Annotated in this window: 12 protein-coding genes; 10 read left to right on the top strand and 2 right to left on the bottom strand. The window is 71.6% G+C overall.

Annotated elements, in window-relative coordinates:
* Positions 1 to 87: 87 nt before the first annotated feature.
* From ACFC79_RS15240 to ACFC79_RS15255, 4 genes are read left to right on the top strand one after another with little or no spacing between them, the layout of a single operon-like run.
* Complete coding sequence (locus ACFC79_RS15240) at positions 88 to 1,803, top strand: TIGR02677 family protein (RefSeq protein WP_376239972.1); 1,716 nt, start codon at positions 88 to 90, stop codon at positions 1,801 to 1,803.
* A complete protein-coding gene (locus ACFC79_RS15245; protein WP_376239974.1) occupies positions 1,800 to 3,128 on the top strand; it encodes a TIGR02678 family protein in 1,329 nt (442 codons plus the stop codon). The genes ACFC79_RS15240 and ACFC79_RS15245 overlap by 4 nt, the downstream gene beginning before the upstream one ends.
* Entirely contained in the window at positions 3,125 to 7,372 is a 4,248-nt protein-coding gene (locus ACFC79_RS15250) for a TIGR02680 family protein (protein WP_376239976.1), read from the top strand. Before ACFC79_RS15245 ends, ACFC79_RS15250 begins: the two co-directional genes overlap by 4 nt.
* Complete coding sequence (locus ACFC79_RS15255; RefSeq protein ID WP_376239979.1) at positions 7,369 to 8,640, top strand: TIGR02679 family protein; 1,272 nt, start codon at positions 7,369 to 7,371, stop codon at positions 8,638 to 8,640. Before ACFC79_RS15250 ends, ACFC79_RS15255 begins: the two co-directional genes overlap by 4 nt.
* A 161-nt stretch (positions 8,641 to 8,801) precedes the next feature.
* Here the strand turns inward: ACFC79_RS15255 and metG are convergent, their stop codons facing one another.
* Entirely contained in the window at positions 8,802 to 10,523 is a 1,722-nt protein-coding gene (metG, locus tag ACFC79_RS15260; RefSeq protein WP_376239980.1) for a methionine--tRNA ligase, read from the bottom strand.
* Between the two features lie 340 nt (positions 10,524 to 10,863).
* On the opposite strand from metG, the gene ACFC79_RS15265 reads away from it, so the two are divergent.
* The 6 genes from ACFC79_RS15265 to ACFC79_RS15290 all read left to right on the top strand — a co-directional run bounded on the left by ACFC79_RS15265 (position 10,864) and on the right by ACFC79_RS15290 (position 19,687).
* Positions 10,864 to 11,688 carry a hypothetical protein gene (locus ACFC79_RS15265; RefSeq protein WP_376239982.1) on the top strand — a complete coding sequence of 275 codons (825 nt, stop codon included), beginning with the start codon at positions 10,864 to 10,866 and terminating at the stop codon, positions 11,686 to 11,688.
* Entirely contained in the window at positions 11,685 to 13,937 is a 2,253-nt protein-coding gene (locus ACFC79_RS15270; RefSeq protein WP_376239985.1) for a hypothetical protein, read from the top strand. The genes ACFC79_RS15265 and ACFC79_RS15270 overlap by 4 nt, the downstream gene beginning before the upstream one ends.
* 1 nt (position 13,938) lies before the next feature.
* Entirely contained in the window at positions 13,939 to 15,810 is a 1,872-nt protein-coding gene (locus tag ACFC79_RS15275; RefSeq protein WP_376239986.1) for a hypothetical protein, read from the top strand.
* Between the two features lie 15 nt (positions 15,811 to 15,825).
* Positions 15,826 to 16,503, top strand: a complete 678-nt coding sequence (locus ACFC79_RS15280; RefSeq protein ID WP_376239989.1) for a hypothetical protein — start codon at positions 15,826 to 15,828, stop codon at positions 16,501 to 16,503.
* 554 nt (positions 16,504 to 17,057) lie between these two features.
* Positions 17,058 to 18,026 (top strand): protein phosphatase 2C domain-containing protein, encoded by a 969-nt coding sequence (locus ACFC79_RS15285; RefSeq protein ID WP_376239991.1) that lies wholly within the window; start codon positions 17,058 to 17,060, stop codon positions 18,024 to 18,026.
* Positions 18,023 to 19,687 (top strand): hypothetical protein, encoded by a 1,665-nt coding sequence (locus ACFC79_RS15290; RefSeq protein WP_376239993.1) that lies wholly within the window; start codon positions 18,023 to 18,025, stop codon positions 19,685 to 19,687. The genes ACFC79_RS15285 and ACFC79_RS15290 overlap by 4 nt, the downstream gene beginning before the upstream one ends.
* 58 nt (positions 19,688 to 19,745) lie before the next feature.
* On the opposite strand, the gene ACFC79_RS15295 is transcribed toward ACFC79_RS15290, so the two are convergent.
* Positions 19,746 to 20,411 carry a Crp/Fnr family transcriptional regulator gene (locus ACFC79_RS15295; protein ID WP_376239996.1) on the bottom strand — a complete coding sequence of 222 codons (666 nt, stop codon included), beginning with the start codon at positions 20,409 to 20,411 and terminating at the stop codon, positions 19,746 to 19,748.
* Positions 20,412 to 20,428 lie beyond the last annotated feature (17 nt).

Raw genomic sequence — 20,428 nt, forward strand, 5'->3', positions numbered from 1 at the left:
GACGCCACGTGTCCGGAGTTGATCAGCTGGTTACCAGTTCCGGCCACCCGGCATCGCCTGTCAGCCCCTCCACGTAGCCTCGCGGACATGGAGGAACCCGCACTCGCCACCCGGCCGCGCTCCGACGACGCGCCTTCGGCACCCGACGCCGACGAGACGCGCCGCCGCCTCGACGCCTACGCGTACCTCAGCGCGCCGGAGCGGCTGGAGTACCTCGCGATCATGCGGGTCTTCTGTGGCACGCTCCTGGCCGACCTGGCCGTCCCGGACGTCATTGCGAAGCTGCGCGAGGGGGGCGGGACGGCCGCCGGGCTCGACGCCGACCCCCTCACGGCGCGGCTGGAGCAGTTGGTGAAGTGGGGAAACCTGCTGCGCGGCAGCCACACCGTGAAGGCGTCCAGCATCACCGAGTACCAGCGTTCCCGCGCCCGCTACCAGCTGTCGCGGCTGGGCGAGCGCGTCCAGCGGGACGCCGACGGGGTGCTGGCCGAGGCCGACGCCGCCCGTGAGGTGAGCAACGAACTGCTCGCCCTCGTCGAGCGGGGGCTGCGGGAGCTGGCCGAACTGGTCGCCGAACCGGGCGGCATCTCCCCGCAGGACGGGCTGGAGCGGGTCAGCACCCTGTTCGTGCAGTTCACCGGGTTCGCGGACTCCGTCCGGGACTTCTACGCCCATCTCGGCCAGGTGCTCGCCCGGTACGACCTGGACAGCGGCGAGTACCAGGGCTTCAAGGAACTCCTCCTGGACTACGTCGAGGCGATCACGGAGGACGTGTCCTTCCGCGCCCCCCGCATCTCGGCAGCCTTGGACGCGCTCTGGCCCCGCCTCCCGGGCCTGCTGGAGCAGCTGGACGCCCACGCGCAGGGGCTCGCCGGGCTGCCGGCGCAGAGCGAGGGCCGCACGGAGACCCGCGTGCAGCGCAGCCGGGGTCGCGAACTCGCGGACTGGGAGGGGCTGCGGGGTTGGTTCCGGGACACCGACGGGCAGGGCAGCCAGGTCGACCAGTTGCGCGACGCCACCCTGCGGGCCCTTCAGTCGCTGCTGGCCAACGCCAAGCGGATGCTGCGCTCGGCCACCGGCGAGATGTCGCGGCGCCGGGACCTGTTGCGGCTGGCCCGGTGGTTCGACGAGGCCGCTCCGCAGGACGCGCACGACATCGCCGTCGCCGCCTTCGGGCTGTACGGCGCCCGCCATCTGGGCATAGCGCCCGCAGCAGACGAGGTGGTGCCCGCCTACACCAGCTGGTGGACCGGCCCGGTGGTCGAGGTGCCGGTCGCGTTGCGCGAGAGGGGCAGCCGCGCCCAGCGAGGCCGGACGGCATCTGTGGAGGACCATTCCGCGCAGAAGGAACGGCTGCGGGAGGCGGCGCGTCAACACGCCGCGGACAGAAGCGCTGCGACGGACGAGCTGTGCAGCGCCTCCGGCCGTTTCGACGGCGTACGGCTCACTTCGGCGGCGCTCAGTCTGCTCCTGGAACTACTGGCCACGGCGCTCGGGAACGCGCAGCTCGGGCGACGCGCCGAGGCGGACGGGCAGGAGGAGCGGGGCTTCGGGCTGGACGCGGCGTGGAGCGAGGACGCTGATCTGGGCGTCCGGCTCACCGTGCACCGTACGGCGGGAGCGCGCACGCTTCTCCGCTCGGCCGACGGGGACCTGCTGTTGGACGACCTGGAACTGGTCGTCCACAGGACGGCTGTCACGGCGGACGGTCGGGCGGTTGAAGCGGAGCCGACGGGGAGCGAAGCGCCTCTCCCGCGTTCGCGCGGCGAGCACGCCGACGGGGCCGAGATGAGCGCGTCGTGACGCTTCCCTCCGCCCATGACGTGGCTCTGGCAACCGAACGCCGCACCGCGGCACGGCTGTTGCTCGCCCACCCGTTGATCACGTCGGACGGCCCGCACGCCGACCTTTTTCCGCTGGTCCGCAGGCACGCCGACTGGCTGGGCGGCCGGTTCCAGCAAGTGCTCGGCTACCGCCTCCTGGTCGACAGCTCCTACGCCCGGCTGTTCAAGGCCGGGCTCGGAGCCCGGACTGGGCACCGGCTCGTACGGTCCACCGGCACGCCCTTCACCCCGCACACCTACGCCTGTCTGGCGCTGGCTCTTTCGGTGCTGGTCACCGCGCCGGAGCAGTTGCTGTTGTCGCAGCTCGTCGCCGACATCCGGGCCGCGGCGGCCGACGCAGACGTCGAGCTGGAGGAGACCGGCCGGGCCGCCGGGAAGCGGACGCTGGTCGCGGCTCTGCGGCAGCTCGTGGAGTGGGGCGTCCTGATCGAGACCCACGGCCACGTGGGCGTCATCGCCCAGGAGGCCGACGGAGAGGCGCTGATCACGGTCGACCGGGAGCTCGCCCGCGTCGTCGTTGCCGGACCGCTCGCCCAGTCGCGGAACGGCGGCGACCTGGTCCGGCGGGCGGCGGACCCGGGGTTCGGAGGGCCACGTACCTACGTACGCCGGATGCTCGTCGAGACCCCCGTCGTCCACCTCGACGAGCTGACCGACACCGAACGCGACTGGCTCCGCACCCGCCAGCGCCGGGAGGCCCAGGCGTTTCTCGAACTCCTGGGCCTGGAGACGGAGATCCGCGCCGAGGGAGTGGCCCTGGTCGACCCCGAGGAGGAGCTCACCGATCTCCACCTTCCCGGCACGGGGACCGTCGCCCAGGCCGCGTTGTTGCTGGTGGAACGGCTGGTGGAACGGCTCCGCCCGCCGGAGCCCGGACATCCGGCGACCGGCGGCGTACTCGTCGTCGGGGTCGCCGTTCCGGACGGCGCGGTGGATGAGCTGCTGGCCGAACTGGTCGCCGAGTACGGCCGGCGCAGCAACTGGCAGCGCGGTTACCTCGAAGACCTGAACGCCCTGCGTGAAGCTGTGCTGGACCTGCTGTCCCGCATGCGCTTGATCGCTCCGGCCGGCCCGCTGCGATCCGAGGGAGCGGGGTTGCCGGAGGAGTACGCCGACGAGTTGCCGGAGGGACGCCAGGTCACCGACGTCCGGGCGGCCCGGCCCAGCGACGGCGAGGGCTGGGTGCTGCTCGCCTCAGCGGCCCGATACGCCACCCGGGTCACCGTGCGGACGAACAGCGCACGACACGATTCCACCGATGTTCAGCAGGAGTTGCCGCTATGACCACCGATGCCCGGGGGCTCGTTCCCCTTCCGCGTTCAGGTCGCACGCCGACGGCGAGCACCCGCTTCCGGCTGCATCGCGCGGGCATCCGGAACGTGTGGCAGTACGACGAGCAGGAGTTCGCCTTCGGCGACGGGCGGCTGCTGCTGCGCGGCAAGAACGGAGCGGGCAAGTCCAAGGCTCTGGAGATGCTGCTCCCGTACCTCCTGGACGGCGACTCCCGGGCGCTCGATGCCACCGGCACCGGACGGACGACGCTCGCCTGGCTGATGCTGGACGGCTTCGAGCAGACCAACCGGCTCGGCTATCTGTGGGTGGAATTCCGGGGGATGGACGAGGCCGGCGTTCACCGCTGTCTCACGCTCGGCGCCGCGGTCCGTGCCTCGAAGTCGACCCAGAAGGCGGTGCCGACCTTCTTCGTCACCCCGCTGCGCGTCGGCGAGGACCTGCACCTGGTCGAGGCGGGCAAGCCCCTTGCCGTCGAGCGGCTCAAGGAGATCGTCGGCTCCGGCAACACGACGGACCGAGCGGTCGAGCACCGTGCCCGCGTGGCGCGGGACCTCTTCGGGATCACGGACGCAACGCGCTACCGCAACCTCACCCAGCTCCTGCACCGGCTGCGGCGACCCACGGTCGGGGACCGCATCGAGCACGGCGGTCTGGCCGTCCTGCTGGGCGAGACCCTGCCGGGGCTCGACGAGGACGTGGTCGAGAAGGTGGCGCGCAACCTCCACGACCTGGACACCGTGCGAGCCGAACTTGGTCGCCTGGAGCGCACCGACGCGGCCCTGCGCACGTTCCTCGCCGACTACCGCCGCTACCTCGCCGGGGTCCTGCGCTCCTCGGCCCGAGACGTGAACCGGGAAGTGGACGCACTCTCCGAGCGCCGCCGGAACGCCGGGGACGCCGCGCAGCACACGAGCGCCCTGAAGGAACAGGAGAAGGAGTCGGAGGAGGGGCTGAGGGCACTCCGCGAGGAGGAGGAGTCCGCCCGGACGGACCTTGCCGCCCTGCACGACAGCCACGCCTACCGCAGCCTGCGCGAGCTTTCGGAGCGCCGCAGCACAGTGGAGGCCCTGCACACCACGGCCATGACCGCCTTCGGCGCGTTGCGCGGCGCGCACGAAGCCGAGGAGAGCGCGGCCGAACGGCTGGAGGAAGGCGTCGAGGACGTGGGCGCCCGCCTCACCGAACTGGCCACCGAGCACCGGGAACTGCTGGTCCAGGCGGAGAGGGCGAGGCTTTCCACCGGGCATCTCGGCGACGCGGTCGCCCTTCCACGTACGGCCCACTCCCCGTCGACACAGACAGAGCTGGCCGGCCCGGACGGAGAGCCGCAGACCGTACGGCACCGACCGGTGGTGCGCGTGGACACGGCGACGACGGAGGCTGGACTGCGGTCCTGGCAGGGACAGCTGGGAGCCGCCGAGATCGTCGTACGGAACCGGCAGCGGATGGTCCAGGAGGTGGCCCGGCTCTCCGTGCGGGCCGACGAGGCACGGAGCGGCGCGGTGCGGGCCGACGGGGAGCGGGAACGGCTGGAGGGCGAAGCGGAGGAAGCCGCTGACCGTCTCGAAGGCAGCCGCCAGAAGGTCGCTGAGGAGAGCCGGGGGTACGCCGACGAGGTCGCCGTATGGGTGCGGGAGACGCGGACCGCAGCAGGCCCCGAGTGCCCGCCGCTGGATGCCGTCCTCGCGGAAGTAGCCTGCACGGCCGACCCCGACGCGCCGTTCTCCGACCGCACCCTCCCGGTCGGCGCCGACACCCACGCGCGGCAGACGGCACACGCGGCCCTGGAGCCGTACGCGGACGCCCTCACCCGGCACCGCGACACCCTGGCGCTCGGCGTCGGCAGACTCGGTGAGGAGATCGGCCGCCTGACCGAGGAGAGGCGGGCCCGGGAGCGCCGTACGGACCCCGAGCCTCCGGCTCCGCACCACCGCAGCGCGGCAAGGAACCCGGCCGACGGCACACCCTTCTACCGGTTGGTGGACTTCGCCGAGCACCTGGCCTCCGCCGAACGAGCCGGTCTGGAGGCGGCACTGGAGGCGAGTGGAATCCTCGACGCGTGGGTCAGCACGGGCGGCGCCCTTCTCGACCCGCTCACCGGGGACACCCTCCTCCACGGGGCCCCGGCCCACGAACCGCTGCCAGTGCCGCAGACCCTCGCCTCAGCCCTCCGTCCGGTCGCGCAGACGGAGAGCGGCATCACATCCGAGCAGGTGGAGCGCCTGCTGTCAGCGATCACGCTCGCACCGGCCTCGGGGACCACGGCCGCGAGCGCGGTCCACTTCGACGGCAGCTGGCGGCTGGGAGCCCTGCGTGGCCGGCACCACAAGAGCGTCGCCGAGTATGTGGGCGCAGCGGTGCGGGCCGAGACCCGGCGGCGCGCACTGGCCGAGCTGGAAGACCGGCTCGGCCAGACGGAACGGCGGCTGGCCGGGGCCCGTACCGAACTCGCCGCAGCCGATTCCCGGCGACGGGCCCTCACGCTCGCTGAACGCGACTTCCCTCGGGCACAGCGGCTCTCAGCCGCCTGGAACAGGCACGCTTCGGCGGAGGAGACGGCGCGAACACTCGCCGCCAAGGCGGCGGATGCGGCACGCCGGGCCGAGGAGGCCCGCGCTCTGGCCGTCTCTGCGCGCTCAGAGGCGGACGCCACCGCGACCGCCCATGACCTGCCGGCCGACGCCGTCGCCCTGGACCGCGTACGAACCGCGCTGGCCTCCCTGCTCACCGGCGTCGGCCACCTGCGCAGAGCTGTCAACAGCACGGCGGCTCGGCTCGGCGGAAGCCAGGCGGACGACCGGCGATACGCGCAAGCCCGCGAGAAACGCACGGAGGCCGAAGAGACCTACCGGCTGCACCACCGACAACTGCTCACCGCGCGGCAGGATCTTCGGACCCGGGAGACCGCCGTCGGATCATCCGAGGAGAAGATCCTCGCCGACGAGCAGGCGGCCAAGGACCGTATCGCGACGGCCGTGGGAGCCATCCCGGCGAGAGAGCGTGCCCACAACGGACTGCGCGACCAACGTGTGCGAGCGGAGGAGAAGGAGGAACGCCTCCGCGAGGAACTGGCGGACCAGGAAGCAGCCGTGATCGAGACCGGCCGTGCTCTGCGCGGTGCTCTCAGCCGTACGGAAGTCGTCAACGGAGCGGGGCTGGACCGTTCGTCCCTCCCGGGCCGGGTGCCGGACGACCCGGGTTCCAACGCACGCGATCGCCTGCGCGCACTGCGGGCACTGGCGGAGGCGGTGGATCAGAGTCTCGGCCGTGACCGGGAGGAGGTATCGGACGGCCTCCTCCTCAGACGGCACACAACGCTGCGCGACCAACTGGCGGGCGGCTACGACGCACAGCTCGACGAACGCGACGGCATCAAGGTGTGCCGCCTGCTCGACGACCACGGTTCGCACGACGTCGCGGTCGTGGGCGAGCGGATCGCTGTGGAGGCCGCGGAGGCGCGAGGAAGGCTTACCGAGCGCGAGAGCGACGTGTTCCAGCGCTTCCTGACCGGCGAGCTCGGCGACCACCTCTCCGCGCAGGTCATCACGGCGGCCAACCTGGTCGCCGAACTCAACGACACGCTGAGAACCGTACGCACCTCGCACGGCCTCGGCGTGGAACTCCTCTGGAAACTCAGCGACGACATCGACGCCGACGTGCGGGTGGCCATCGAACTGCTGCGCAGCCCGTCGAGCCTCCGGACGCGCGAGCAGACCGAACAACTCCGCGACGTACTGCAACGCCGTATCGAGGACGCCCGTCGCGCCGACCCGTCGGCCGGCTACACCGCCCACCTTCGCACCGCGCTGGACTACCGCTCCTGGTTCACCTTCCACACCTTCGTGGTCGAGGACTCCGCCCCCGGGCGCAGAAGGAAGCTGACCGGCCGCACCGGCCTGAGCCAGGGAGAGCAGCGCGTGCTGTCGTACCTCGTGCTCTTCGCCGCCGCTGCCGCCCACTTCACCAGCCTCGCCGACTCGGCCCCGCACGCGCCCCGGCTGATCCTCCTGGACGACGCCTTCGCCAAGGTCGACGAACCCACGCACGGGCGCCTGGGCCGCATCCTGGTCGATCTGGATCTCGACTTCGTCCTCACGAGCGAGCGCCTGATGGGCAATTGGGCCGAGGTCCCGTCCCTGCACATCTACGAGTGCCTGCGCGACCCTCATGTACGCGGAGTGGCCACGTTGCACTACACATGGAACGGTCGCCACCGGCGGCTGGCGTCGGTATGAGCACCCTTCCACCCGCCACGCGCGACTGGCTGGCGGGCCCCGGTCTTGTCCGGCTCTGGAGTGCGGCACGCAAACGGCTGGAGAGCAACGGCGTGCAGTCCACCGGCTCCCTCCGGCTGACAGGGGTGAGCGCCCAGGAACGGACCGACCTGTCACTCCTGCTGGGCAAGCCCCTCACGGGTACGACTGTGTCGGTGAGGCTCGACGCGCTCGACGAACGCCTGCGGTCCTCGGCAGCAGGGCTCGGACTCGGGCAGATCCTGGAGGAACTCGGTCCTCCGCTCGTCAACCGTCGTGCGGCCCGCGAGGAGAACGCGGCAGAGCGGCAGCATGTCCGGGCATCGCTCGCCGCATCCCTCGACGCGTCCCCGCTCGCCGGGCTGGAGTGGACGAGGCAGTGGTCGGACGTGCTGCGCCGTACCGGCGTCCCGAAAGGCGTGACACCGGAAGCAGCGGTACGGACGCTTCAGCAGGCGGTCCAGGTACTCAGCGTGCTGCTCGACCCGAAACGCACCGGCACCCGGGGCCGCGGCGAACTTGCCGCGTCGGCAACGGGTTCGGCGCACGGGCTGGACGACGGCACCTGGCTCGCCCGCCTCGTCCAGCGCGGCATCGCCCTGGCCCACGGCACGCACCTTCCCGACGACGCGGCCGGCCGACGGGCTCTGTGGCGGCTGGTCTCGGTCACACCGGACGAGGTCTCCAGCACTGTGCTGACCTACGGCCTACGGCCCCTCGGCGAGGACTGGCGTGCGAGGTCACTGCGGGAGCGGGCCGATCACCATGCTGAGACCCACCTGACATCCCGGGACCTGCTCGACGTGCGGCTTCACCTGCGCGCCGGAACCGTCGTCCACATCTGCGAGAACCCACGTGTGGTGGAGGCCGCAGCGGAGGCGGGCTGTTCCCAAACCCTTGTCTGCACATCCGGCAGCGCCGCGACGGTGGTCCTCACCCTTCTCGACGCCCTCGCCTCCACCGGCTGCCACTTCGCTTACCACGGCGACTTCGACTGGCCGGGCATCGCTCTGGCGAACCGGGTCATGCGCCGTTACGGAGCCCAGCCATGGCGCATGGGTGCAGAGGATTACGAGCACCTGGCCACTCGCAGCCAGGCCGAAGGAATCCCTCAGCTGCCGCTGGTCGGTCAGCCCGTCAGCGCGGAGTGGGACGCGGGTCTCGCCCCTGCCATGGCTGCGCTCGGGGTGGCGCTCCATGAGGAGGCGACGCTTGACCTGCTGGTGGACGATCTGTCGGATCCCCCGTAGGGGGAGACGGAGTGCCCGACCTGGCTCGGTCCCGCTCGCGCTGCCGATCCCCGGGAGCCTTCTGGGAGCCAACTCGCTCCCCGTGCCCCTTCGGGACCACCCGAGACCACGACAGCCCGACGCCGGGAAGACCAGGGATGGCACGGGGGCGGGGACCGTGGTCAGGCGTCCGGGGCGCCGCCGAAGCGCTCGCGGTAGGACTCCAGGTCTTCCTCCGTGATCTTCGCGAAGAGCACCGGCGGCACGGTGAACGGGGTACCGGCCGGGATGGTGTCCAGGGCCCTGGCCTGCTCGGCGCCGATCCAGGTCGCGGTGTCGTTCTCCAGGGCGAAGGCCCCGCGCATGGCGGCGGCCGAGGCCGGGATGAAGGGTTCGGAGACGACCGCGTACAGGTGGATCAGGTTCATCGCCGTGCGCAGGGTCAGGGCGGCGCCGTCCGGTTCGGTCTTGATCTCCAGCCAGGGGGCCTTCTCCTCCAGGTAGGAGTTGCCCGCGGACCACAGGGCGCGCAGTGCGGCGGCGGCCTTGCGGAACTGGAGCGCCTCCATGTGCTCCTCGTACTCGGCCAGCAGGCGCGCGATCTCCGCGCCCAGCTTCGCCTCCGCCTCGCCGGCGGTGCGGCCGGCCGGGACCTCGTCGCCGAAGCGCTTGCGGGAGAAGGACAGCACGCGGTTGACGAAGTTGCCGAGGGTGTCGGCGAGGTCCTTGTTGACCGTGGCGGTGAAGTGCTCCCAGGTGAACGACGAGTCGTCCGACTCGGGGGCGTTGGCGATCAGGAAGTAGCGCCAGTAGTCGGCGGGAAGGATCTCCAGGGCCGCGTCCGTGAAGACGCCGCGCTTCTGGGAGGTGGAGAACTTGCCGCCGTAGTACGTCAGCCAGTTGAAGCCCTTGACGAAGTCGACCATCTTCCACGGTTCGCGGACACCGAGTTCGGTGGCCGGGAACATCACGGTGTGGAAGGGGACGTTGTCCTTGGCCATGAACTCGGTGTAGGTGACGTCGTCGGCGGCGTACCACCACGACTTCCAGTCACGGGTCTCGCCGTCGGCGGCGGCGTCCGCCCACTCCTTCGTCGCGCCGATGTACGCGATGGGGGCGTCGAACCAGACGTAGAAGACCTTGCCCTCGGCCGCCAGCTCCGGCCAGGTGTCGGCCGGGACGGGCACACCCCAGTCCAGGTCGCGGGTGATGGCTCGGTCGTTCAGGCCCTCGGTCAGCCACTTGCGGGCGATGGACGAGGACAGGTGCGGCCACTTCGCGCCGACGGTGGCGATCCACTCCTCGACCTCCTGCTGGAGCTTGGTCTGCAACAGGAAGAGGTGCTTCGTCTCGCGGACCTCCAGGTCCGTGGAACCGCTGATCGCCGAGCGCGGGTCGATCAGGTCGGTCGGGTCGAGGACGCGGGTGCAGTTCTCGCACTGGTCGCCGCGGGCCTTGTCGTAGCCGCAGTGCGGGCAGGTGCCCTCGACGTACCGGTCCGGCAGGAAGCGGCCGTCGACCGGCGAGTAGACCTGGCGGATCGCGCGCTCCTCGATGAAGCCGTTCTCGTTCAGCTTGCGCGCGAAGTGCTGGGTGATCTCGACGTTCTGCTGCGAGGAACTCCGGCCGAAGTAGTCGAAGGCCAGCCCGTAGCCGTCGTACACGGCCTTCTGGGCGTCGTGGGCCCGCGTGCAGAACGCGGCGACGGAGAGCCCGGCCTCCTTGGCGGCCAGCTCGGCCGGCGTCCCGTGCTCGTCCGTGGCACAGATGTAGAGGACGTCGTGACCGCGCAGGCGGAGGTACCGGGAGTACACATCCGCCGGAAGCATCGACCCGACCATGTTGCCCAGGTGCTTGATCCCGTTGATGTAGGGAAGCGCGCTGGTGATCAGGTGTCGAGCCATCCTCGGATGCTCCATTTCGTACGTACGGCGCCGGGGGCGGTGCCACGGCGGGCCCAGGTCGGGAAGCTGCAGCCGATGCGGTCACCCGGACCGCACATGGGCGTCACACGAGGTGACGAAACGGGTCTGCGAGCCGACGTCATCGTATCGAACCGGGGTTCTGCCCGGCCTGCGGATTCTCCGGGCTCCCGGGGGCGGAGCGCGAAAGCCGAGCGAGTCCCGTACGGGGCAGCAGATTTCCCGCTGTGGGTCAATTGGCGTAGACCCGAGCGACCTCGATGTCATACAACTGGAGCCCTTCATCGAGTAGTTGACGCCCACATTTCTTGGGGAGAACGCCATGTCCGGTGACTCCGCGCACTGCTGGATCGTGGTGCTGGACATCGAGAACTTCAGCTCACGGCCCGATCCGATCCAGCGATCGCTGCGCAGCGGGATGTACGAAGTGCTTCGGGAAGCGCTGGTACGGGCCGGGCTTCCGGTCGACGACATCGTGACCGAGGACCGCGGCGACGGGGTGCTCATGATCGTCCCCGCGACGGTGTCGCCGATCGTGCTGGCCGGATCCTTCGTACACGCCCTCGACGACGAACTGAAGCAGAAGGCGATGGTCTACGGCCCGGCCCACGCGATGCGGTTCCGGGTCGCCCTGCACCAGGGCCTCGCCGCACGGGACGGCGAGGGCTGGTCCGGGGACGCCGTCAACACCGCGTGCCGGCTGGTCGACGCAGGGCCGTTGCGCGAGGTTCTGGCCGCGGCGGCTTCGTCGCGCATGGTGTTCGTCGTGTCCGGCGAGATCCATCGGGCGGTCGTCCGGCACGGGCACCGTTCCATCGACCCGGCCGCGTATCTGCCCATGCCGTTCCGCACCAAGCATGGTGAGCTCATCGAGAGCTGGGTGACCGTGCCCGGATCGCCGGCCCCGCTCGGTCTGCCCGCGGTGGCACCGGACGGCCCGGAAGAGGCCGGTCCCGCTCGGAACGACGGGCCCGGGGCCGGTGCTTCCCCGGCGGCGGCCCCGGACGGGCGAGGTGCGGCCGCGGGCGATCCGGGCAACCGGCCGCCGCCGAACGGTTCCGGCATCAGTGTCGGGACCGTCAACGGAGACGTGTTCCAGGGCGACAAGACCGTCAACGTTCATACGAACGGTCCGATCAGGCCATGACCACACCGACGGGGGGAGCGCCGGCTGCGGGTGCCGCTGCGGGAGCAGCGCCGGCCGCGGCCGGTACGGGGGGCGGGCCGGGCGGGGACGCGGGTGGCACCGCCCCGCCCGGCCCGGCGCAGGGCGCCGGCGAGCAGCCCGCGGACGGTGCGCCGGGTGCGCAGGACGGCGGGGACGCCGGCAGCCGGGGGGAGCCGCCGCGTTCGGGACCCGGAGCCGAGTCCTTCGAGGCCACCAGCCGGATGGGGCAGGGGTCCCTGCGCCACGACCGGGTGCGCAATGCCTTCGCCAACGTCGAGGGCGATGTCGTCGGCGGCGACAAGTACGTCCTGCTCCTGGGGGGTGCCCAGCGACGCCTGCGGGCCATCTCCCCGCTGCTGGACGAACGGGTGCGCTACGCGTACCAGGAGCATCCCGGTATGCCCGCCGCCCGGGAGGCGCTGGCGGACCGGCATCTGCTGATTCTGCGCGGGGCCCCCGGCCACGGGAAGACGGCCATGGCCGTCCGCCTGCTCCAGGGCATGGACACCACCGCCAAGTACCACCTGGACAGCGATGTCGACTTCGCCTCCCTCGTCGACCTGCTGGAACGCGGCGGGGACTCCATCGAGCGCGGTGCGGCGTTCCTGCTCGACCAGCCGTCCGCGATCGGCGGACTGCGGGGCGAGGTCTACGAGAAGGTGCAGGGGGCACTCGCCCTCGCCGGAGCGTGGCTGGTGATGACCGTCTCCAGCACGGAGATCACCGACAGCGAACTCCTGACCGCGGTCGTCGATGTCACCGAGGCTCCCGACCAGCACGGCATCGTCTCCTCGCACCTGCGCTGGCGGCTGGGCGACGCCGTCCGCGACCGGCTGCTCGCCGACGACGACATCGCGAGCCTGCTGGACGAACTGCTCGACGGCGACCCCGCCTGCAAGCAGGCGGCCGATCTCGCGGCGGCGATCGTCGAGGAGTGGGAATCCGGCAGGCTCGACTCCGAGGGCATCAAGAAGCGTCGTGCCCGTCAGGCCGACGAGGACTTCGACATCTGGGTCGAGAGCCTGCGGGAGCCCGCCGTCCGGAGTCTCGCGATCGCGCTCGCCGTGCTCAACGGCCTGCCGCAGGAGTACATCGCCACGGCCGCCCGCGCTCTTCGCGAACGGCTGGAGGACGACGACCGCCCGCATGTGCTGATGCCCGGACCGGACGGTGAACCGCCCCGGGCCAAGGATCCGTTCGGCGTGCCGCGCCGCACCCAGCTGACCCGGCTGCGTGCCCGCGACATCGGCAAGGAGGACGGTGAGCCGGGCCGTGCCCTGGAGTACAAGGATTCGTCCTACCCGCGTCGGATCGTCCGGCACGCCTGGGTCCAGTACGAGATCCAGAGCGAATTGCTCGACTGGCTGTCGGACCTCGTCGTGAATCCGGCGGAGGAGGTCCGCGTGTACGCGGCAGCGGCCCTCGGGGTCATCGGCGCGGAGTCGTACACCTACCTCTGCGACCAGGTCTTCCACCCGTGGGCGCAGAGCCAGAGCCCGCTGCGGCGCGACGCCGTCGCCTACGCCCTGCACATCGCCTCGCAGGACCCCTGGATCAAGGAGCGGGCGGACATGCTGGTGGAGGGCTGGTTCGCCGATCGCACCCGGCCCTTCGTCCAGGCCACGGCGGCGCGGGTGCACGGCATGGGCCAGGACACCGAGTCCGCCGTCGCCGCCCTGGCCCGGCTCGCGGTCGTCGACCGGGCGGCCGTCGCCGTGGCCGTCGGCCGCAGCCTCACCGATCTGCTCGCGCAGGACACCGACTCGACGGGGCTCGTGCTCCACACCCTGCACGAGCGGTCCGCCGATCACCGGAGGCGGCCGACGGCACTGATCTCGTTCCTGATCATCGCCGCCCAAGTGGTCGTGGGCAGGGACGGCCCGGAGGCCGACAGCACCATGGAGCAGTGGCCGGCCCTGCTCCATCTGGCCCACCGGCGCGAGGAATTGCGTGCTCCGTTCATCGCGCTGTGGCGGGAGTCGCTCAACCAGGCGGAGTTCGCCGAGGAGGCGCAGCAGGTGCTGCGCAATTGGGCGGCCGCCGCCGAACGCGATCCGGCCCTGCGCTCCATGCTCCAGCTGATGGTGGGAGCCATCGCGTACGGGGACCCGAGGACCGGCCGGATTCTCAGGAGGTGCGCGTCCGACTGGATCGATCCGGAGGAGCTGGCACCGCTGCCCCTGACCGCCGCCGTCGTCCATGCCCAGCTCGATCTGGAAGGGGTGTGACGTGACCGTCCCACTCATCCTCAACAACCGTCCGATCACGCGCGGGGAACTCGACTCGCTGCCCAACCTCCCGCCGAACTTCGCCGTCGTCTACTCCCTCGAAGGCGGCGGCTGGGAGGTCGAGACGCCCAAGCACCGGACGATGACCCAGCGGCTGCTGGGCAGGAACAAGCTCTGCTACGTCGTGGACCTGGGCGATCACCGGCGCACCGCCAAGCTCACCAGGACCCGGTTGACCTGCAAGGATCAGGCGCACCGGTTCGAGGCGACGATCGATGTCGGGTTCCGGGTGCACGATCCGGTGGCGGTGGTGCGGAGCAATCTCCCCGACGTGCTCAGCGCCGTCTATCCGCAGCTGATCAGCAAGTTCCGTCCGATCGCGGCGCAGTTCGCGATCGAGGAGGCGTTCGAGGCCCAGACCAGGATCAACGGATCACTGGTACTGCCCCTCCCGCTGCCCGAGGGCGTGACGCTCTACTACTGCCAGGTGCAGCTCGAAATCGACGAGGCGGCGCGGGAGTTCACCCGGGGCCGCACCAGGGCGGGCCGCGATTCGGAGCTGGGCCGTCTCCACCACAGCGCCGCCGTGGGGAACACCCGTCACGAAGCGGTGATCAAGGACATCGAGCAGCAGGCCCGGATCGAGCGGGAGCGGCGGGAACGCGCCGCCCTCGCCTCCGTGCGGCTCGACTTCCGCGATCTCGTCCTCGAACACCTGGTGAAGCACCCGGACGACACCGAGAAGGCGATGGGTGTGCTGCTGGCCTGGGAGGAGGCACGGCAGACGCGAGCCCTGGACCAGGAGCAGCGGCAGGTCGAGATGGTCCGGTACATGATCGACAAGGGCATCGTGCGGGAAGTGGACCTGCCCGGCCTGCGCGAGGGTGTGCTCGGCCCGTCGACCAGTGTCTTCGGCGGGATGCTGCCGTCGGGCGCCTCGACGCCGGGACCGACGCCTCCGGTGGCCGCGCAGGTGCTGCCGCCGGTGCCCCCGGCCGCTCCGTCCGATCCCCGACCGCCGGCGTCTCCGCCGTGGGGCGGCACCCGGGCCGACTCGGGCCAGCCGCCCTCCGGTTCCGCGGCCGTTGCCGGGAGCCGGTCCGCCGATCCCGACTCCGGGGCTCCGGCCGGTGCCGGGCATCAGCCCGCCGACTCCGTCCCCGGCTCGTCGGCCGGTGGGCCCGTCTCCGGGTTCCCGGCCGGTGGGACCGCGGCGGCGGTCGGTCTCGCCCCGGTCTACGTCGTCCTGGACACCTCGCCGTCCGCGGCCGGTTGTGTCACCGAACTCCGGGACTCGCTCCGGTCGTTGCAGACCCTGCTCGCCAACAGCCCGGACGTGGCGTCGGCCGTTCGGCTGTCGGTGCTGACCTTCTCCGACACGGCCGACGTCCGCATGCCGCTCACGCAGGTGTCGTGGCAGACCGGCGTGCCCGACCTCCGGGCGGGGAGCGGCTGCCGGTACGAACCCGTCTTCGGCCGGCTGCTGGAGCTCATCCCCCTGGAGACGGAACGGCTCAAGCAACAGGCGGCACGCGTGAGCCGCCCCACCGTCTTCTTCCTCGCCGCGGGGACCCCGGAGGACGGCGGTCGGTGGCCGGCCGTGCACCAGCAGCTGATGCGACACCAGTACCGGCCGAACGTCGTCGCCTGCGGCATCGGCGCGGCGGACCGGCGGACGGTGGTCCGGATCGCCGACCACTCCGGGTTCGCCGTCGCGGCGCACCCCCACGCGGACCTCGCGGCATCGGCGGTCCAGTTCTCCATGCTGCTTCAGAACACCGTGCTCCATCTGGGGCGGAGTGCAGTCGCCGGCTCCTCCGAGCTGAGGCTGGACCGCCCGCAGGGGCTGAGTCCCATCGAAGACGTCGAGTAGAGAGATTCGAAGGAAATGGCGGAAACTCTCGGGCAGTTGCTGCCCGTGTACGTGCTGGCGGACGAGTCCGGTTCCATGCACCCCTATGTCGGCGACCTCAATGCCGGACTCGCCTCGCTCCACCGGGCCATGCTCGGCCAGCCGATGGCGGCGGCGAAGGTCCGCTTCTCGGTACTGGGGTTCGCCAACAGTGTGACCGAACGACTGCTGCTCGCCGACCTGCGGGCCGAGAACGAGTTGCCGCGGCTCTCGGCGAGCGGCGGCACGAGCTACGAGGCCGCGTTCTCCGCCCTGCTCCGGCGGATTCCGCAGGATGTGGACACGCTCAAGAGCCAGGGCTACCGGGTGCACCGGCCGGCGGTGTTCTTCCTCAGCGACGGACAGCCGAACCTCGGGGATTCCTGGCAGGAGAGGCACCGGGAGCTCACCGACCGTTCGGTGACCAAGGCGGCGCCCAACATCATCGCCTGCGGCATCGGCGAGGCGGAAGCCGAGACGATCCTCGGCGTCGCCACGCAGTCCCAGTTCGCCTTCATCTCGGTGCCCGGCGCCCAGCTCGGCGAGTCCATCGCCCGGTTCTTCACCGCGCTCACCAAGAGCGTGGTGGAGTCGGGCAACGCGATGGCCTCCGGCCAGGCGGAGCTGCACGTGGAACGACCGGAAGGCTTCCGGCTCGCGATTGACGAGGTGTGACGGTGACGCCTCTGTTCGGGCGGCGGAACAACGAGGACGATGACGGCCCCGACGAGTACTTCGGCGCCGACGGGCCCCCGGCCGGGGGCCGGACGCCGGAGGACCGGGAACGGGGCCGAGGCCAGGACCGGAACCGGGACCCGGGCCGGATGCCGGAGGACCGGGGATGGGACCGGATGCCGGAGCGCTGGGACCGGGACCGCGACCGGGGACAGCACCGGGACCGGGACCGGGACCAGGACCGGGTCGTGCCCGGGGACGGGCGGCCTCCCGCTCCGTTCCCGGCCGACGGGCCGCCCACCATGAGCCCGCCCACCGTGAGCCCGACCCTGCCCGGCGTTCCGGAGCGCGGGCCCGACTTCTCGGGAAGCGGGCCCGACTTTCCGGGGCGCGGCCCCGGGTACCCGGTACGGCACGCGCTCCCTCCCGGGCGGGCCACGCCTGCCGGCCAGGGCCCGCCCGCCGGCCCCCGTCCGCCGACGGCGGCGCCGGCGCCAGCGCTGCCACCGGCACGGCCGTCGCCGCCGCACCGGCGACCGAACCACGGCTGCCCGATGCCTGTGCAGTCGACGCGGGAACCCCGGCTGCCGGGGGCCCAGGTACCGGCCTGGTCGCGTTTCGTGTTCGGCGTGCCGAGCCCCCGCTTCGAACCGAGGCCGCCCCCCTCCGATCCCTACCGCCCCGACACCCTCTTCGACGGCTGGTCCACACCCGGCCTCACCGTCCGGCTGGCATCCGTGCGCGGCGACGCGCACCGCTTCGGCGGGCAGCCGCGCCAGGACGACATCGTGGTGTCGGTGCACGAGCCGACCGACACCGTCGTGTTCGCGGTGGCGGACGGCGTCTCGGCGGCACCCCAGTCGCATGTGGGTGCCGCGCTGGCCTGCCGTACCGCCGTCGCCGACGTACTCAGGCAACTGGACGAGGAGCGGCGGCAGGTCGACTGGAACCGGACCGTCAACGCGGCGGCGTATCAGCTGGTCATGCGGATGAGCCGTGGCGCGGAACCGACCCGTGAGCAGAAGCAGGAGGCCCAGTCCCAGCTGGCCACCACCCTGGTGACGGGCCTCGTGCGGCTCGCCGGGGATCAGCTGACGGCCAATCTGGTGCATGTCGGGGACAGCGGCGCCTGGGTGCTCCGCGGGAACGGGTTCCACCCCCTGCTGGGCGGCAAGGAGGAACGGGCCGACGGGGTCTTCTCCTCCGCGGTACGGGCGTTGCCCTGGGTACCGCCGCACGTCGAGGGCACCTGGTACACCGTCCCGGACGACGGGGTGCTGCTGATCGGGACGGACGGCTTCGGCGATCCGCTGGGCGACGGCACCGGCCGCATCGGGTCGGTGATCGCCTACGAGTTGGGCCGCCCGCCCCGCGAGCCGCAGGCGCTGGCGCAGTTGCTCGACTTCTCGCGCGAGACCTTCGACGACGACCGGACCCTGCTCGCGGTCTGGCCGCGTCGGCTGCTCGACGAGAGCGGCGGTCCCCGTGCCATGACGCCCCGGACCGGCGGGGCGCCGGGATGAACGGCGTGCACGCGGACGCCCTCGACGTCAGCCGGGTGGCGAAGGGGAAGAAGTTCAACTCCGGTGGTCAGGGCGCCGTGTGGGCGGTCGAGGGCCGGGTCATGAACGGATCCTGGCGAGTGGCGTACAAGGAGTACCACAGCGTTATCCGCCGTGAGCTCAAGCCGGATGTCCTTGCCGCGATGGTGGCCTTCATCCCGTCCCTGCCGTACGCCACCGGGCAGTGGCTCGCCGAGTGCACCGCCTGGCCCGCCGTACTGGTGAAGGACTCCGAGGGACTCAGCGGATTCCTGATGCGGCAGATCCCGGATCAGTATTTCCGGCGGCTCGACTTCGCACCGGACGAACTCCATGCCGCGGGCTTCCAGTACCTGTTGAACCCGCCGCACTACTTCCGGACGGCGGGCATCGACATCACCGTCCGCCAGCGGTTCGAGCTGCTCCTGGACCTGGCCCGGACTCTGGCCCGGCTGCACTCCCTCGGCGTCGTCGTGGGCGATGTGTCGCCGAACAACGTGCTCTTCTCCCTGGAGGGGACACCGAGTTGTTTCCTCATCGACTGCGACGCGATGGTGCTGAACGGCAGATCGGCCCTGCCGACCCTGGAGACGCCCGAATGGAATCTGCCGTCGGGCGAACGACTGGGCAGCACGACGGGGGACGTGTACAAACTCGGGCTGCTCGCCGCGCGTCTCTTCGCGGGCCAACAGGACGGCAAGGACCTGACGAATCTGCGTGCCGCGAACCCGGCGGTGGGGCAACTCGCCGAGCGGAGCCTGTCCGCCGATCCCGCCGGTCGGCCGTCCGCGGAGGACTGGCAGGGCGCCCTTGCCACAGCAGCCGTCACGGCGCCCACCACGCTTCCGCGGGCCGCACCGCCGCAGACGCCCGCGCCCCCGAACGGGACGCGTCCCGGACCGGCTCCGGCGGGAACGCCGCCACCGCAGCAGGCCGTGCCCAACACTCCGCCGCGGACGCCCCGCACGGCAGGGCCGCCGACGGGAGCCAAGCCCGGGGCCGGCCGGTGGTTCCTCGTGGTCGTGCTCATCATCCTGGCGCTCCTCTTCGGCCCCGGTCTTCTGGAGAAGGCCGAGAAGGGGCTCGGATCCGACGGTTCCGGCCAGTCGGGCCGGTCGAGCCAGTCCGGCCGACCGGGCCAGGACACCGGAACCGACGGAACCGACGGAACCGACACGTCCGATCGGAGCACCGAACTGGACCAGGCACGCGGCCTCGGCGATCTGCTGGACCGGAACAAGGGAAACCGTGGCGGCGTCGGCGAGGCCGTCCGGCAGATGACCACGTGTCCCGGCAGCTCCGGACTCCGTGACGCCAAGGCGGTGTTCGAGAAGGCCGCGACCGAACGGGACGAGCTCTTGCGGGACCTGGCGGCGCTCGACCGCGATCTGCTGCCCGGTTCCATGGTGGACAGCCTGGAAACGGGCTGGCGGGCATCGGCCGACGCCGATCGTGCCTACGCGAGCCTCTCCGACGAGGTGCAGTACGACTGCACGCCCGAGGACGTGACGTCCTCGTCCCAGTGGGAGGAGGCGTCCCGCGCCAACACCCGGGCCACCGGCGCGAAGAAGGACTTCGCCTCCGCCTGGAACGACCTGGCCCAAGAACACGGGCTGGACACGGTGTCCTGGGACGAGCTGTGACCACGGGGCGTCCGGCCCGGAGGCTGCCGGCCACCGGGCCGGCGCCCGCCGGTGCTCCTCAATACCCGGTGCCGCACAGCCGTTTCAGTTCGTCCGGCCGGTCGATGGTCACCTTGTTGCGTCCGGTCGTCACCCAGCCCCGCCCGCGCCACTGTTCGAGGACCCGGCTGACCGTCCGCCGCGAACTGAGGACGAGTCCGGCGAACTCGTCCTGCGACAGCGGCAGGGCGATGAGGACGGCTCCACTGCCGTCCGGGCGTCCGTACTCCGCGCCGAGCTCCAGCAGCAGTGCGGCAAGCCTGGCCTGGACGGCCTCGGCACCGGCGGCGGCGCGGTGGCCGTCCGCCTCGCGCAGGCGCTCGGAGAGCACTTGCTGGAGCGCGAGCGCGATGACGGGCATGGACTGAGCCGCGGCACGGAACAGGGACGAGGAGATCATCAACGCCTCGACCGGGGTGAGCGAGGTGAGTGTGGCGGAGCGCGGTCCGCCGTCCAGTGCGGCCTGTTCGCCCAGCAGGTCCCCGGCCTTGCGGATGGCCAGCACCGCCTGGTAGCCCGCGGCGGAGTCCGCGGCGACCTTGGCGCAGCCGCGCCGGATGACGAGCAGGTGGTCGGTGAGGTCGTCCTGCCGCAGCAGGGTGTCCTTGGGCGGAAAGACCACCATGTCGCCGACGGCGCGCAAATGGGCCCTTGCCGCGTCGTCGAGCAGCGACCAGAAGGGCATCCGGCGCAGAGGGGGGC

Source organism: Streptomyces sp. NPDC056061 (genome assembly GCF_042266885.1).
GTDB lineage: Bacteria > Actinomycetota > Actinomycetes > Streptomycetales > Streptomycetaceae > Streptomyces.